General features: G+C 72.9%; 12 protein-coding genes. 6 read left to right on the forward strand and 6 right to left on the reverse strand.

Features of this window, described 5'->3' with window-relative positions:
• Positions 1–112: 112 nt before the first annotated feature.
• The 6 genes from HCN08_RS24865 to eccB all read right to left on the reverse strand — a co-directional run bounded on the left by HCN08_RS24865 (position 113) and on the right by eccB (position 6,010).
• Positions 113–409, reverse strand: a complete 297-nt coding sequence (locus HCN08_RS24865) for a WXG100 family type VII secretion target (protein WP_167985469.1) — start codon at positions 407–409, stop codon at positions 113–115.
• A 57-nt stretch (positions 410–466) separates the two neighbouring features.
• Entirely contained in the window at positions 467–805 is a 339-nt protein-coding gene (locus HCN08_RS24870; protein WP_167985470.1) for a WXG100 family type VII secretion target, read from the reverse strand.
• Between the two features lie 119 nt (positions 806–924).
• Positions 925–2,304, reverse strand: coding sequence for a type VII secretion-associated serine protease mycosin (mycP, locus tag HCN08_RS24875; RefSeq protein WP_167985471.1), 1,380 nt, complete (start codon positions 2,302–2,304; stop codon positions 925–927).
• Between the two features lie 46 nt (positions 2,305–2,350).
• Positions 2,351–3,865, reverse strand: coding sequence for a WXG100 family type VII secretion target (locus HCN08_RS24880; protein ID WP_167985472.1), 1,515 nt, complete (start codon positions 3,863–3,865; stop codon positions 2,351–2,353).
• An 82-nt stretch (positions 3,866–3,947) separates the two neighbouring features.
• Complete coding sequence (locus tag HCN08_RS24885; protein WP_167985473.1) at positions 3,948–4,430, reverse strand: hypothetical protein; 483 nt, start codon at positions 4,428–4,430, stop codon at positions 3,948–3,950.
• 83 nt (positions 4,431–4,513) lie between these two features.
• Positions 4,514–6,010: a type VII secretion protein EccB gene (gene eccB, locus HCN08_RS24890; protein WP_167985474.1), complete on the reverse strand. Its 1,497-nt coding sequence runs from the start codon at positions 6,008–6,010 to the stop codon at positions 4,514–4,516.
• A gap of 259 nt (positions 6,011–6,269) precedes the next feature.
• On the opposite strand from eccB, the gene eccE reads away from it, so the two are divergent.
• The 6 genes from eccE (at position 6,270) to HCN08_RS24920 (ending at position 14,768) form a co-directional block, all read left to right on the forward strand.
• Positions 6,270–7,469 carry a type VII secretion protein EccE gene (gene eccE / locus HCN08_RS24895; protein ID WP_167985568.1) on the forward strand — a complete coding sequence of 400 codons (1,200 nt, stop codon included), beginning with the start codon at positions 6,270–6,272 and terminating at the stop codon, positions 7,467–7,469.
• Positions 7,469–8,257, forward strand: a complete 789-nt coding sequence (locus HCN08_RS24900) for a hypothetical protein (protein WP_407648879.1) — start codon at positions 7,469–7,471, stop codon at positions 8,255–8,257. The genes eccE and HCN08_RS24900 overlap by 1 nt, the downstream gene beginning before the upstream one ends.
• Positions 8,258–8,449: 192 nt before the next feature.
• The gene (locus tag HCN08_RS24905) at positions 8,450–11,482 is read left to right on the forward strand and encodes an SCO5717 family growth-regulating ATPase (protein ID WP_167985475.1); all 3,033 of its coding nucleotides are present in this window, start codon (positions 8,450–8,452) and stop codon (positions 11,480–11,482) included.
• 268 nt (positions 11,483–11,750) lie between these two features.
• Entirely contained in the window at positions 11,751–12,677 is a 927-nt protein-coding gene (locus HCN08_RS24910) for an ATP-binding cassette domain-containing protein (RefSeq protein ID WP_167985476.1), read from the forward strand.
• Positions 12,674–13,522 carry an ABC transporter permease gene (locus HCN08_RS24915; protein ID WP_240970421.1) on the forward strand — a complete coding sequence of 283 codons (849 nt, stop codon included), beginning with the start codon at positions 12,674–12,676 and terminating at the stop codon, positions 13,520–13,522. The genes HCN08_RS24910 and HCN08_RS24915 overlap by 4 nt, the downstream gene beginning before the upstream one ends.
• A gap of 10 nt (positions 13,523–13,532) precedes the next feature.
• Positions 13,533–14,768, forward strand: a complete 1,236-nt coding sequence (locus tag HCN08_RS24920; protein ID WP_322974666.1) for a sensor histidine kinase — start codon at positions 13,533–13,535, stop codon at positions 14,766–14,768.
• The last annotated feature ends 43 nt before the right edge of the window (positions 14,769–14,811 follow it).

Consider the following 14,811-nt stretch of genomic DNA (forward strand, 5'->3'; position numbering starts at 1 on the left):
CACGACGCCTCTCCTCGGCCCGTACACACACTGCTAGGGCCCGCCGACGACCCGCCGGCCGGCCGTCACGGCCGGCCGGTCCGGGATCGATCGGCCTGAGGGCCGGTCGGACTCAGCCGAAGTAGGACGCGGCCTTCTTGTCGGCGGCGTTGTAGTGACCGCTGGCGATCTGCACCTTGCTCGCGATCGACTCCAGCACGTCGTGCATGTGGTGGGTGCGGTTCGCCCACTCGTTGGCGACGGAGTGGAAGGCGGTCTGCGCGTCGCCTTCCCAGTACGACGCGACCGCGCGGACGCGGGTCAGCAGGTTCTCCAGGTCGCTCTGCAGCTGGCCGGCCTGGTGCTTGATGGCACCGGCAGCCTCGTCGAGAGAGGCGTATGTGACCTTGAGCTCACCGGGATCGGACATGAGTACCCCCCATGGAAGTAGAGTGTGCGGCTTGCGATGTGCGGGTGAAGTTCGGAGTCACAGACCGGCGATGCCGCTGCCCGCGGCGCTGCCGTTGATGTCGATGCTCTTCATGTCCTGGAGGACGTCCTCGTCGGTGGCGTTCGACGTGATGTTCGTGTCGTGCACGGCGTCCTTGATCTTGTTGAGCAGGATGGCCAGCACACGGTGGTCCTCGTTGATCAGGGACTGCTGCGCGTTGAAGGCGTTGGCGCCGATACCGCGCCAGTGGCCCTCGAGGTTGTCGATCACCGTCTGGAGCGCCTTCACCTGACGGTCCATCGAACCGACCATGTCGTAGATGTCACTCTCGAGCTTGGCCAGCGATGCGGCGGTGACCTTCATTCCGGCAGTCATGGATTCTGCCCCTCCCCCATGCAATCGCGTCTACGTCGTCGTGGGCGAATACGTTACCCGCTCACTCTAGCCACAACACCTTCTGAGCCCAACAGGACACCCTGTGGTCCCAGTTGCCCCTAGTACGGCGGAGGCGGCGGCTGCCTGTAGCCACCACCATACGGCGGTTGCTGCGGAGGGAGCGGCGGCTGCGGAGGTTGTGACAGTTGCGGTACAAACGCCGCCGCGCGCCGCTTCCGCCTGACGACCAGGAACGTCCCGCCCGCCGCCAGCACCACGACCGCCGCCCCGGCCGCGATCCACGGCGTGGCGCCGCCGCCCCCACCGCCGGCCCCGTCCCCCGCCGCCGTGCCGGCGGACGACGGTGACGCCGAGGGCGCCGGGGCACCCGTCCCCTCCGCCCCTGACGTCGCCGTCGCGGACGGCTCCGCGGACTGCTTCCACCCCTCGTGCTCCGCGAGCGGATACACATCGGCGGGCCCCGGATCCCCCGGCGTCTCCAACGCCACCCGCGGCCTGACGGCCCCGTACCCGATCGAGTCATTGCGCTCCGCGCCGTCGGTGGGCTTCGACGCGGTGTTCAGCAGGACCCGCAGGACCTGGTTGGCGGTCCAGTCGGGGTGGGCGGACCAGAGGAGGGCGGCGGAGCCGGAGGTGAGGGCGGAGGCGTCGCTGGTGCCTGTGCCGGTGTTGACACAGTTGGGACGGATACCGCTGGGGCAAGCCGAAACAATGCCTTTGCCGACGGCGGAAAGGTCTACCTGCGGCCCCTTGGTGGAAAGCGAGAGGGGATTTCCGCTGCTGTCCAGCGCCCCGACCCCGACTACGCCTCGGCTCGCGGCAGGGTAGGCAACCGGGCTACCCGTCTCGCCTGAGTTACCCGTGCCGGCAATGATCAAGGCGCCCTTGGATCGAGCGTAGTCCACGGCGCCTTGGAGATCGGCAATGTCCTGAGGACGCAGAGAGGTAGCCGGCACCCCCTGCGAGATGTTGATCACCCGCGCATCGTGGTCCACCGCGTACCGGAGCGACTTTTCCAACTGCACCGTGAAGCTCTGCGCGCTGGCTGCCTCATTGGTGTCGCGGGGATCGTTGAAAACCTGGACCGGCAGGATCTTGGCCTTAGGAGCGACGCCGATGGCACCGGTACTGCCGTCAGCGGCCCCAGTACCGGCGATCAAACTGGCCATCGCCGTTCCGTGACCGTCCTTGTCCTTGTACGGCGAACTGACCGGGTACGTGTAGCTCACGCCTGCCAGTACCTGTCCCACCAAGTCAGGAACGGTACGGTCGACACCCGTGTCAATCACGCCCACAGTGATGCCGGCACCTTGGCTGAGTTTCCACGCCTCGGGCAACCGCATCGCATCGATATGCCACTGCATCTGCCGCAACGTCTGCGCCTGCGCGGGCAGCGCCCCGATGCCGAGCACCAGGGCGCCGCTGGTTGCGACAATTGCCAGGGCACGTTGTACCCGGGTACGTGCCCGGCGGTTCATCGCGCTTCTCCTCGGTGGCGTGGACTGGGTCGACCTGCGATCGGCCTCAGTCGATAACGGGCGGCGCAACATCGTCACGAGTCGGGATCCAGTCGTCCTCTTCGATCAGGTGGTCGGGACGCTGGACGTTACGGCGCCGGTCTCGGTTGGGTCGGCTCGTGCCCGGCGCGAACTCGGAGGCCGGCGTGCGGCCCACGACGCCGCCCGGCTCGCTCGCCAGTCGGCCCGAAGCGCCACCGCGACCCATGGCGCCGCGACCGCCCATGCCGGGCTCGCCCTCGCCCATAGCGCCGCCAGGCATACGGGCCGCGGAGCCCCGCCCGCCGATCACACTGCCACGGGCCACCTGGCTCTGAGCGCGGCCACCGAACGCCGAAGGCTCGTTCGTAGGACGACCGCCGTAGATCCCGTTGGTCGGCCCGCGCCGCACCGGCGAGGTTCCGCCGATCTCCTCAACAGGCGTTTTGGGCAGGGCACGCGGGGTGATACCGGTGGCATTACGTGGTCCACCGGTGTTGATCGACTCGACGTTGCGCAGCTGGTTCTGCAGAGACGGGCCGCCACCGGCGTACTGCTGGCTGGGGTTGGTGACCACCGGCTGCACGGGCCCGATCGTGGGTCCCACGGTGAAGGGACCATTCCCCCCAGTCGTGTTGGGCGCCGGTCCCGGGCCGGGCGGTGCCGTCGCGACCGGAGCCAGCGGCCCAGTCGACTGGATGTGCGTGACCGGCAGCGGATTGTCGTCCAGGACGGAGGAAACCGGCGCCCCCGCCTTCGACACATGCGAGACGTCACCAGAGACGGAGACCTTTTCCAGCTCGCTGTGCTGAGCGGGTTGCACAGCGTGCGAGGTGCCTCCGCTACCGCTTGAGACATGAGTCGCCGAAGGACCACTGATCGAGCTGTAGGTCGAGGAACCATAGTCACGCACATCAGCCGGCGGCACGAACGTCGCCGGCATCGGCGGATACGTCGGCGGCTGCGCGGTGTTGATGATCGCCGCCGAGAAGGAGTACGACTGCGCAAGCTTGTGCATCTGGTCCGCCGCCTGGATGCGGGCGGTCTCCAGCTGCGTGTGGGCCTGCGAGATCTCCTTCTGGCCGTCGGGGTCGTGGCGGGCGACGGGGTCGGCGTGGAGGGCGTCGTACGTGGACTTGGCCGCGGCGGGGACCTTCGGCATGTCGCGCTTGACCGTGCGGAGGGTGTCGGCCGCCGCGGTGAGGGCCTTGCCGGTGGAGTCGGCGTAGTCGCCCAGCGCCAGGGTGGACTTGGCGACGTTCTTGCCCCACTCCTTGAAGGCGGCGCCGGACGTGCCGTCCCAGTCGACGTAGGCGATGTGGTCGTTGAGGTCCGTGCCGATCTGGTTGATCTTGGTGACCGCCGTGGTGAGGCGCTCGCCGAAGCCGGACAGCGCCTCGGGGTCGGCGTGCTGGATCATGTCCAGCAGTTCCTCGTGTGAGAACGACTCGAAATCCGTGCGGGAGAAGTCGAGCGCGTTCTCGACGGCCTTGGCCACATTGCCGAAGAACCCGCCGCCGCTTCCCCCTGTCGTGTCGGTCATGCCTTGCCCCCGTCGTGTGTCGCGTCTGTCGCGATGCCGGTGCACCGCCCGTGGACCGTGCCGGTGGACGTCGTCGTGGACGTCATCCCACGCCTCGGCTGCCCGCGTCGGATCCCGTGCCCTTCGTGCCGCTGGTGCCGTGCGTGTCGCTGGCGGGGTGGGCGGGGTCGGTCGTCTTGGGGGCGTTCGGGTCCAGCTTGGGGTCGTACGCCTGGATGATCTGGTCGTTGAGGTCGAGGAGCTTGCGCTGCGTGCCGAGGTCGACGTTCTTGAACGTCGAGTGGCCGATGTGCAGCGAGAGGCTCATAGCCTCGATCTGGGCGGCCAGCGTCTGCGAGAGCTGTTCGAGCTGGCTGTGGACGTACGAATACGCCTTCATCAGGTCGCTCGCCTCGCCGAAGCCGCTGCCGATCTGCGCGGCCTTGACCGGGTCCTCGCCGATCTTCTTCGGCGCGGCGACGGAGCCGTCCAGTTCCTCCAGCAGGCCGTCGACGCGGGTCTTGAAGCTGCGCAGGTCCTCCAGCGCGACGTGCAGGCTTGTGCCGCCTTCGATCGGTGCTCTCATCCGAGCGTCACCCCTCCCCCATGCACCGGTGGTCACGGACACCACCAGCATCCACCTTACCGGCTTCTGTGTTCACGGTGCTGTCACGATCCTTGCGGTTGTGCTGCACTTGTGGTGTCCAACGCCGGTCCTTTGGGGAGAAGTTCGGACCAGACGGACGGGATCGACATCGGCTTGACGTCCTGGTAGCCGAGCCGGACGGCGGCCTGGTTCGTCTCCTGCTGCGAGTTGGCCGCCTTGTTGGCGGCGGCGCTGTCGTTGTTGCGGGAGACGGCGTAGCGCAGGCCGGTGTCCGTCACGAGGTAGAGGGTGCCGCCGCTGACGTCGTGTCCGACGACCTCCTGGTAGAGCAGGCCGCTGCCGGGCGTGACGTATGCGCTGGCGGTGCCCTCGACGATCTGCTCGGGGTAGTCCTTGCCCGCCCACATGGTCAGCTTCGGCCCGGACGTGGCGGTGGCGCCGCCGTGCAGGACGCTGCACGAGACGTCGCGGGGCGCGTCGCCCGCGGTGGAGTTCACCTGCGCGGGGTCGCCCTGGGGCCAGTCGGCGGGGAGGAACTCCGGTCGCGGGTTGCTGGGGATGGCGATCTTGTGCGCGTCGCTCTTGTTGCTCAACTGGAGCAGCAGCAGCGCCCCGAAGCGGCTGACCGGTGCGATGCCGTCCTTGGTGGTGACGTAGTACTGCACCCCGGCGCCGCTCTGGGCCTGCAGGACGGTGCCGACGACCGCGGCGTCCGCGGGCACCCCTGCGGCCTGCGTCTTGGTGCCGCTATTCTCGATCACCGGGAACGCGATGGGCGTGCCGCTGTCGAGGGTGCCGAGCCAGGCGTCGGTGACGGTCTGCGGCTGCGCGCCCTCGCCGAAGATCGTGCGCAGCAGCAGCTCCACCTGCTGGGGATTCGTGACGCCGGTGCCGCCGAGCCGGAACTTGGTGCCTTGGGCGTCGACGAGGTACTTGGTGTCGTTCTGGTCCCTGACGTAGAGGACCTGGTCGCCGGAGAGAGCGGACGCGCCGGCCACCGCGCCGGCCTCGTCGCCGCCGAGGACGAAGACCGCCTGCTGGGCGCCGACGCCGGTGCCGCCGCCCGGGCGGTCGCAGACGGCCCAGACCTTCGGCTTGGCCGCGTCGGCGGTGCTGGGCAGGCGGTCGGGGGCGTACGGGATCCCTATGGTGGCGCCGTGCTTGAGCCCGCTGTGGTCGAGGACGGATTCCTTGACCTTGATGACGTCGTAGTTGCCGGGGTCGAGCAGCAGCCGCGCCGAGGCCATGTTCAGCACGGGGTGCAGGACGGGCTTGTGGGTGTCGGCGTCGTTGAGGACGACGTAGCGCGTCGTGGACTCGTCGGCGACGATCACGTGCTTGCCCGGGTCGTCCCAGCCGTGCGGCACGGAAGGGCTGATCAGGCCCCAGGCGCCGAAGCCTGCGAGCAGGACGGCACCGACGACGATGCCCGGCACCAGGGCGCGCAGCGGACGCGGGGCGCCTTCGTCCGAGCCCGCGGGGCTGGGCTGGAGGAAGGCCGCCACCACGCGCTTGCGCGCGAAGGTGTAGGCGTTGAGCTGTTCCTTGCGTGAGGCCATCGTTCCGTTTTCCCCCGGGTGACGTCGGCTGGGACCCATTGCCCGCGTACGCCGTGCCGTCGCGTGGGCAGGGTCGGTCCCCTACTATGCCGGGTGCGCCGCATGTCCTATGACACCGGTACGGTGAGCGGACATCAAGACGCCGCACGACGGAGGGCGCTGGGGGATGAGCACCGCTACGACAGCACGCCGCGATCGCAGGCACGGACCTGCGCCGGCCGCAGTGCACCTGCGGTCCCGGCCGGGGCGGATAGGGGCGGTGCGGCTGCACCAGTTGGCGCTGGTGGAGGTCGCGGCGGCCCTGGTGCTGATCGGTGCGGCGGTCGGGCGGGCGGCGTTGGTGCCGCTGTCGGTGGTCGCCGTGGTGCTCGTGGCGGCGGCCGTGCTGCGGCGCCGGGGCAGGCCGCTGCCGGAGTGGCTGGCCAGTGTGCTGGCGATGCGCCGCAGGCAGCGTGCGGCGGCGGAGGAGGCGGGGCGCTCGGCCGGCGGTACGGCGGGGTCCGCCGCGGCCGGGCTGCTGGACCCTGCGCTTGCGCCTATTGCCGAGTGCGAGCCGGCGCTGCGCACGTACACCTTCTCGGGGCGGCGGCGTGAGCGCAGCGTGGGGATGGTGGGCGACGGTACGTTCCTGACGGCGGTGCTCTTGGTGCAGTCGCGGGACGAGCCGCTGCGTACGGCGCGGCCGATGCCGCTGGGGCTGCTCTACGACGCCCTGGAGGTCGACGACATCACGTTGGCCTCGGCGCAGGTGGTGCAGCACGTGCAGCCGGCGCCGGCGCCGCATCTGCCGCCGCAGGCGGTCGCCGCGGTGTCGTACGGTCCGCTCCAGGCGCAGTACGGCACGCCGGCGATCCGCGTGACGTGGGTGGCGCTGAAGCTGGATCCGGAGTTGTGCCCGGAGGCGGTGATGGCGCGTGGCGGCGGGCTCGGCGGCGCCCAGCGGGCCGTGTTGCGGGCGGCGGACCATCTGGCGAGCCGGCTGGCGGGGGCGGGCTTCGAGGCGTCGGTGCTGGACGAGGAGGAGTTGACGGCGGCCCTGGCCACGTCGGCGGGCGTCAACCCGCTGGCGACGGCGCTCGCCGGGCGGATCGGCACAGGTCAGCGCAGGACGCAGGAGCGCAGCCGGGCCTGGCGCTGCGACGACCGCTGGCACACCACGTACTGGGTGGGGCGCTGGCCGCAGGGCGGCGGGGCGATGCCGACCGCGCGTACGGTCACGGCGCTCACCGCCATACCCGCGATGGCGGGGAGTTTCGCGCTGACGCTGACCCGTGGCACGGGGCAGACGCCGGCGCTCAGCGCGTATGTGCGGATCACGGCGCGCGACGACCGGCAGTTGACGGTGGCGCGCAGGGAACTGGAGAAGGTGGCGCGCCGGCACAAGGTGGGGCTGATGCGGCTGGACCGCGAGCAGCTGCCCGGGGTGCTGGCGACGCTGCCGCTGGGAGGGACCAGCTGATGACCTCTCAACCGATGTACCGGATGCCGCGGCAAGGTGTGCGGCCGGCTGGCGACCAGGAGCAGGCGGTGCCGGCGCAGCGCCGCAAGGCCATGCCCGGCTTCGGGTTGCGCGGTCCGCGGCGGGACCGGCACGGGCTGTCGGCGACGCAGTTGGAGACGATGTCGTTGCCGCTCGGCGACGACGGTGTGGTCGCCGGGATCGACGAGGCGGGCAATCCGGCGGTGCTGGGCTTCTTCCGGCCCGCGCAGTTGGACGTCGTGGTGATCGGCAGCGTGTGGACGGCGCAGGTGCTGGCGCTGCGGGCGGTGGGCACGGGCGCGCGGGTGGCGGTGGAGTCGGCCCGTCCGCAGGTGTGGACGCCGCTGGCGCAGCAGGCGGGAGGCGGGCAGCAGTGCATGACGGTCCACGATGTGCGCGAACTGCCGTCGCAGGGGCCGACGGTGTCGAGTCCGGTGCTGGTGGTGCGGGACTGCGGTACGTATCCGCCGCGCAGCAGGCTGGCGAAGGCGCCGTGGCAGGCGGTGCTGACGCTGCTGCCGTTCCTCGGGCCACAGGCGCCCCGGCTGCTGGGCGAGGCCGGTCTTGTCGGGATCCAGCGGGTGTCGCCGCAGGAGGCGGAGGTGCTGGCGCGCGTACTGCGGCTGACCCGTGAGGAGACGGCGGCGCTGCCGGCGCTGGGCGACGGCGTGATGCTCTGGGGAACCCCGCAGCACCGGCAGTTCGTGCTGCTGCAGCCGACCGACGCCGAGGTCGGCCTGCTGGGCGAGGCGCGGCGGATCGACTGACCGCGGGCGCCCGTTCGCGGAGGTTTCGCGCGGGAATGGGCGCAGCGGTGCGGACGGCCTGACGGTGGACGTGCCCCGGCGTTTAGGCTGTGTGTCGAGAGCGGCAGGACGGTGGCCCAGGGCGCTCGTCCTGCGGCGCACGGGGCGGGGTGACGGCTGCGGTCGACTCCCCGACGCAGACCGGGAGGCACAGTGAACAGCGATCGGGACGACGACCGCGCGGGCGGGGCCGCCCCTGTCGACGAACCGGCCGAAGGCGACATGACGGGCGAGTACCGCTTCGACTTCACCCCGCCGGCCTGGTACATGCAGAACGGCGGCGCAAGTGGCGGGGCGGCGGCTGCGCAGCCGCCGCAGTCCGAGCCCGTGGTGCCGCCGGCGCCCCCCGCTCCCGCGCCTCCGCCGGCAGCCGAGCCGCAGGCCGTGCCGGAACCCCAGGCAGGACCGGCGCCGTTCCCCGCGCCGGAGGAGGAGCCGGCGACCACCCAGGTGCCGCGGTGGGAGCCGCTGCCGCCGCGGGTGCCGCAGGAACCGGCCGCGGGCGCCTCGCCGTTGGCGGGCGGGGCCGCGTGGTCGGCTGCGGCGCCCGAGCCGGCTGCCGCGCGGCCGGTGTGGTCCGGCACCCCGGTGACGCCCGACGCGCCCCCGGCCCGGGCCGCGGTCCCCGAGCCGGAGACCGGGCCCGTGGCGCCGGTCGAACCGGCCCCCGTCGAGGCGACGTCGGCGGAGGCCGAGCCGGAGGCGGACGAGTCCGAGGCGCGTGCGACCGTGCGGTTCACCGCCGCGGCGCTGCGGCAGGAGATCGAGGAGCGGGCCGGGGTACGGATCGAGGAGGTCGGGCAGGCGGGGCCGCTGGCGCAGCGGCCCGCGGAGGAGGAGGCTGCGGACTCCGAGGCTGCGGAGTCCGCAGCGCCCGCCGCCGAGGAAGCCGGGGAAGCAGCGCCCGAACCGCAGGACGCCAGGCCGCCGGAGCCGGTCGCGGAGCCGGCCCCTGCACCGGCCCCTGCACCGGCTCCCGCGCCTGAGGACGCGCCGGCCTGGGCCCCTCCCCAGCAGCCGGCCGGCGAGCCGGCGCCGTGGGCGCCGCCCGGGCCGCAGAGCGCGGTGCCGCCGCTGCCGCCGCACTTCGAGCGCGCGGAGCCGCAGCAGCCGACACCGGAGTCCTCGCAGGCCTTCCCGACGCCTGCCGCGCCGCCCGTCACGCAGGGCGGTCAGCCGCAGAGGCCGGCCGCCGCCTATCCCCCGCCGCCGGGACCCGCCGCGCCCGCGCCGCACCCGCACCCCGCCTTCCCGGCCCCCGCGCCGCCCGCACCGATGCCGCCCGCCCCGCAGCAGGGCGGTTACGGCTTCCCGCCGGCCGCCCCGAACCCGCCCGCGCCGCCGGCGGTTCCCGGCCCGCAGGGCGGCTACGGCTTCCCGCAAGAGCCCGCGCTGCGCCTGCCCGCGCAGCAGCCGCAGCCCAACGCCCCTGCCACGCAGCCGGGTTACGGCTTCCCGCCGCAGCAGGGGCAGGGCGAGATGGTGAGCGGGCAGCCGCAGCAGCCACCCGCGCAGGGCGGCGGTTACGGTTTCCCGCCGGCCCAGCACGGCGGGCAGCCGCCGGCGACGGGTGGAGAGGCGGAGGCGGCGGGGCCGCTGCGGCCTCTGCCGGCCCAGGGGGGCTACGGCTTCCCGCAGCAGCCGCCCGCGCAGAACCTGCCGGTGCCCGCGCACGGCCTCGACCCGCGGGTGGCCGGCGGGCCCGCGGCCCCGACGCCGCAGGTGCCGGCCCCGCCGTCCCAGGGCCGGCCCGGCGTCCCGGCACCGCCTGCTCCCCCGGCTCCCCCCGCGGCGCCGGTCGACCCGCGCTCGGGCGGCTGGCCGACGGTGACGCCCGACCAGCGGCAGCGCACGACGCAGGGCGGCGCCCCGCTGGGCTACACCGCGGCCGTGGAGCTGTCCTCCGACCGGCTCCTGCGCAACCAGCCGAAGCCCCGCAAGCCCGGGGCGAACGCGCAGCCGAGCCGGTTCAAGCTCGGCGGCAAGAAGGAGGAGGCGGAGCGGCAGCGCAAGCTGGAGCTGATCCGCACTCCGGTGCTGTCGTGCTACCGGATCGCGGTGATCAGCCTCAAGGGCGGCGTCGGCAAGACGACGACCACGACGGCGCTGGGCTCGACGCTCGCGAGCGAGCGGCAGGACAAGATCCTGGCGATCGACGCCAACCCCGACGCGGGCACGCTCGGCCGCCGGGTGCGCCGGGAGACCGGGGCGACGATCCGCGACCTGGTGCAGGCCATCCCGTATCTGAACAGCTACATGGACATCCGGCGGTTCACCTCGCAGGCGCCGTCCGGCCTGGAGATCATCGCCAACGACGTGGACCCGGCGGTCTCGACGGCGTTCAGCGACGAGGACTACCGGCGGGCGATCGACGTGCTGGGGCGGCAGTACCCGGTGATCCTCACCGACTCCGGCACGGGTCTGCTCTACAGCGCGATGCGTGGAGTGCTGGATCTCGCCGATCAGCTGATCATCGTCTCGACGCCGTCGGTGGACGGCGCGTCGAGCGCGAGCACGACCCTGGACTGGCTGTCGGCGCACGGCTACGCGGATCTGGTGGCGCGCAGCATCACCGTGATCTCGGGGGTGCGCGAGACCGGGAAGATGATCAAGGTCGAGGACATCGTCGCGCACTTCCAGACGCGCTGCCGGGGCGTGCAGGTGGTGCCGTTCGACGAGCACCTGGCGGCCGGCGCCGAGGTCGATCTGGACATGATGCGGCCCAAGACCCGGGAGGCGTACTTCAACCTCTCGGCGATGGTCGCGGAGGACTTCGCGCGGGCCCAGCAGGCGCAGGGGCTGTGGACGGCGGACGGCCAGAACCCGCCGCCGGTCCAGGCGCCCCCGATGCCGGGCCAGTTCGGGGCGCCGGGGCCGTACGGCGGGGCGCCCGCGGGCTACCCGGCGCCGGGGCAGCCCGGGCAGCCCGGCCCGTTCGGGCAGCCGGCGCCGCAGCCGTACGGGCAGCCGATGCAGCCGGGGCAGGTGCCGCCGGGCCAGTACGGTGTCCCGCCGCAGGCGCCGCAGCCGTACCAGCAGGCGGGGCCGGCCGGGCAGCCGCCCGCGGTGCCGTTCCAGCCGCAGGCGCCGCAGCCGCAGGCCCCCCAGGCGCAGCAGGGCTGGCCGGCGCCGCCGCAGGATCCGCAGCAGGGGTACGGCTACCCGCCGCCCCCGCAGGAGCAGTAGCACGAGCAGGAGCGGTGCCCGGCGAACCTCATCGGCCGGGCACCGCCGGGCGGTCACCGGGCCGCCGCCGCGGATCGCCGTGGCGGCGGCCCTTGGCGTGTACGGGCTGCCCGGACGGCGTACCTCAGGTGTTGTACGCGGGGTCCGCCCGGGGATGCACGGACGCGGCCCGGAAATCAGCCCGTGGGCCGTCGCGGGCGGGGGCGGCGAGAACGGACGATAGGGACATCCTGATCGACCGACCCGCGCACCCCTGACGAGGACCACCATGATCGAAGCGCACGCACTGACCAAGCGCTACGGCGAGCGCACCGCCGTGACCGAGCTGAGCTTCACCGTCCGGCCCGGCGTCGTCACCGGTTTCCTCGGGCCCAACGGCGCGGGGAAGTCGACGACCATGCGCATGATCCTCGGACTGGACGCGCCCACGTCCGGCTGGGTGAGAGTCAACGGCAAGGAGTACGCGCGCCATCGCGCGCCGCTGTACGAGGTGGGCGCGATGCTGGAGGCGCGGGCGGTCCACACCGGGCGCAGCGCCTACCACCACCTGCTCGCGCTGGCCGCGACGACGGGCATCCCGCGCCGCCGGGTGGAGGAAGTGATCGACATCGTGGGTCTGCGCGAGGTCGCGCACAAGCGGGCGGGCGGCTTCTCCCTGGGTATGGGCCAGCGGCTCGGTATCGCCAGCGCCCTGCTCGGCGACCCGGCGACGCTGGTGCTGGACGAACCGGTGAACGGGCTGGATCCCGAGGGCATCCGGTGGATCCGCACTCTTCTGAAGGACCTGGCCGCCCAGGGGCGGACGGTGCTGCTGTCCTCGCACCTGATGTCGGAGATGGCGCTGACGGCCGAGCATCTGGTCGTCATCGGCCGGGGCCGGCTGATGGCCGACATGACGGTGGCGGATTTCGTGAAGGGCGCCGGCGGCTCGGTCAGGGTCCGCACCGACGAGGCGGACCGGCTGCGTCGGCTGCTCGCGGCCCCCGGGGTGGCGGTGACGTCGGAGCGCAGCGAGGTGCTGGAGGTCACCGGTTTGAGCAGCGACCGGATCGGCCGGACGGCGGCGGACGCCGGAATAGCCCTGGCCGAACTGACGCCGCAGCAGGCGTCGTTGGAGGAGGCGTTCATGGAGATGACCAGGGACGCCGTGGAATACCAGGCTCCGGTGCGCGAGCGGGAAGGACAGCCGGCATGAGTACGACCATGAGCGCCGCCACGGCGGGCGGCGGCACACCCCCGCGTCCGGGGCGGGCCCGGCAGGGCGAGGTGACGCAGCTGCGGGTGCTGCACTCGGAGTGGATCAAGCTGCGCAGCCTGCGGTCCACCTTCGCCACGCTGATAGTCGCCGTGGTGGCGCTGGTGGGGCTCGGGGCACTGTTCTCCGGCTTCGTCGCAGGCCACTGGGACCATATGACGGCACGTGAGCAGGCCGCCTTCCGGCCCGGGATGACGAGCCTGCGGGGCTACTTCCTGGCGCAGCTCGCGGTGGGTGTGCTCGGCGTGCTGGTGGTCAGCGGGGAGTATGCGACCGGGATGATACGGGCGACGTTCGCGGCGGTGCCGGGGCGGCTGCCGGTGCTGTGGGCGAAGGCGGGGCTGTTCGCGGCGGTCACCTGGCTGCTGATGACGGCGGGTTCGCTCATGGCGTTCCTGCTCGGCCAGGCGCTGCTGTCCGGCAGGCATCTGGGCGCCTCGCTGGGCGATCCGGGGGAGATACGCCAGGTGATGGGAGTGGGCCTGTATCTGACGGTCGTGGGTCTGCTCGGGGTGGCGCTCGGCGCGCTGCTGAGGAACACCGCGGGCGGTATAGCGGCGGTGTTCGGACTGCTGCTGGTCGTGCCGGTCCTGGCGCAGGCGCTGCCGGCGTCGTGGGGCGACCATGTGGACCAGTGGCTGCCGAGCACGGCCGGCCAGTCCGTGATGGCCCTGCACCGGGAGGCGCATACGCTGGCGCCGTGGACGGGTTTCGCGGTGTTCTGCGGCTATGCGGCGGTGGCGCTCGCAGGAGCAGCGGTGCTGCTCAGGCGGCGCGACGCATGAGGTCCCCGCGGTGACCGTCGAGGCGGCGGGCGGCGCGTCACCGGCAGGCGGGGCGCGGCTGGTGCCCGGCGGGTATGCGCGGGTGGCCGGGTGGCTGCGGCTGTCACCGGCGACGCTGGACGTGGTGTTCGCGACGGGGCTGTTCATGGCGTCGGCGGCGGCGTTGCGCGGGCCGCTCGGGCATGACCCGGCGGTCCAGGTGCCCGTGCATGCGGGCCTGGTGCTGCCGCTGATATGGCGGCGGCGGGCGCCGATGGCGGTGTTCTGCTGCATCGCGTTGGCGGCGTTCGTGCAGTGGGCGTGCGATGTGCGGACGCCCACGGATGTGACGCTGCTGCTCACGCTGTACGCGGTGGCCGCGTACAGCACCCGGCGCCGGACGCTGCTGGCGTTCCTGGTGCTGGAGGGCGGGGTGCTGCTGGCGACGTTGCGGTGGTCGGTGCACGAACGGGGCACGGGGACGTTCGTGTCGCTGTCGGCGATGGCGACCGCGGCGATGGTGCTGGGGCTGAACATGCGCAGCCGGCGGGACCGGTTGGCGGCGCTGGAGGACCGGGCGGTGCGGCTGGAGCGGGAGCGGGACCAGCAGGCGCAGCTCGCGGTGGCCGGGGAGCGGGCGCGGATCGCGCGGGAGATGCATGACATCGTGACGCACAACCTGTCGGTGATGGTGGCGCTTGCGGACGGGGCGTCCTTCGTGCAGCGGCAGTCCCCGGAGCGGGCGGCGGCGGCGATGCGGCAGGTGTCGGCGACGGGGCGGCAGGCCATCACCGACATGCGGCGCTTCCTGGGGGTGCTGCGGGCGGACGAGCCGGACGCGTTGCGGCATCCGGTGCCGGGCATCGGGCAGTTGCCGGCGCTGGTGGAGCAGGTGCGGGCTGCGGGGCTGCCGACCCGGCTGGGGGTGGCGGGTGACCCGGAGTCGGTGCCGGTGGCGGCGCAGCTGACGGTCTACCGGCTGGTGCAGGAGGCGCTGACGAACACCCTGAAGCATGCGCCGGCGGGGGCGTCGGCGCAGGTGAGGATCGGGTGTACGACGGAGGAGGTGACGGTCACGGTGACCGACGACGGTGCGGGTGCGGTGGCGGTGGCGCGGCGGGATCCGGCCGGGCCCGCGGGGCATGGGCTGCCGGGGATGCGGGAGCGGGCGGCGGCATACGGCGGGCGGCTGACGGCGGGGCCGCTGCCCGGGGGCGGCTGGCGGGTGGCGGCCGTCCTGGCGCTGACGACGCCGGAGGCGTTGTGACCGCGGAATCGGCTCCGCCGGCGCAGGTGGCGGGCGGGCCGAC

Source organism: Actinacidiphila epipremni (assembly GCF_012034175.1).
Taxonomy (GTDB): domain Bacteria; phylum Actinomycetota; class Actinomycetes; order Streptomycetales; family Streptomycetaceae; genus Actinacidiphila; species Actinacidiphila epipremni.

Excerpts from the sequence above, each read along its gene's own strand:
- HCN08_RS24865 (WP_167985469.1), bottom strand. The coding sequence starts at position 409 with ATGTCCGATCCCGGTGAGCTCAAGGTCACATACGCCTCTCTCGACGAG.
- HCN08_RS24870 (WP_167985470.1), bottom strand. The coding sequence starts at position 805 with ATGACTGCCGGAATGAAGGTCACCGCCGCATCGCTGGCCAAGCTCGAG.
- mycP (WP_167985471.1), bottom strand. The coding sequence starts at position 2,304 with ATGAACCGCCGGGCACGTACCCGGGTACAACGTGCCCTGGCAATTGTC.
- HCN08_RS24880 (WP_167985472.1), bottom strand. The coding sequence starts at position 3,865 with ATGACCGACACGACAGGGGGAAGCGGCGGCGGGTTCTTCGGCAATGTG.
- HCN08_RS24885 (WP_167985473.1), bottom strand. The coding sequence starts at position 4,430 with ATGAGAGCACCGATCGAAGGCGGCACAAGCCTGCACGTCGCGCTGGAG.
- eccB (WP_167985474.1), bottom strand. The coding sequence starts at position 6,010 with ATGGCCTCACGCAAGGAACAGCTCAACGCCTACACCTTCGCGCGCAAG.
- HCN08_RS24900 (WP_407648879.1), top strand. The coding sequence starts at position 7,469 with ATGACCTCTCAACCGATGTACCGGATGCCGCGGCAAGGTGTGCGGCCG.
- HCN08_RS24910 (WP_167985476.1), top strand. The coding sequence starts at position 11,751 with ATGATCGAAGCGCACGCACTGACCAAGCGCTACGGCGAGCGCACCGCC.
- HCN08_RS24915 (WP_240970421.1), top strand. The coding sequence starts at position 12,674 with ATGAGTACGACCATGAGCGCCGCCACGGCGGGCGGCGGCACACCCCCG.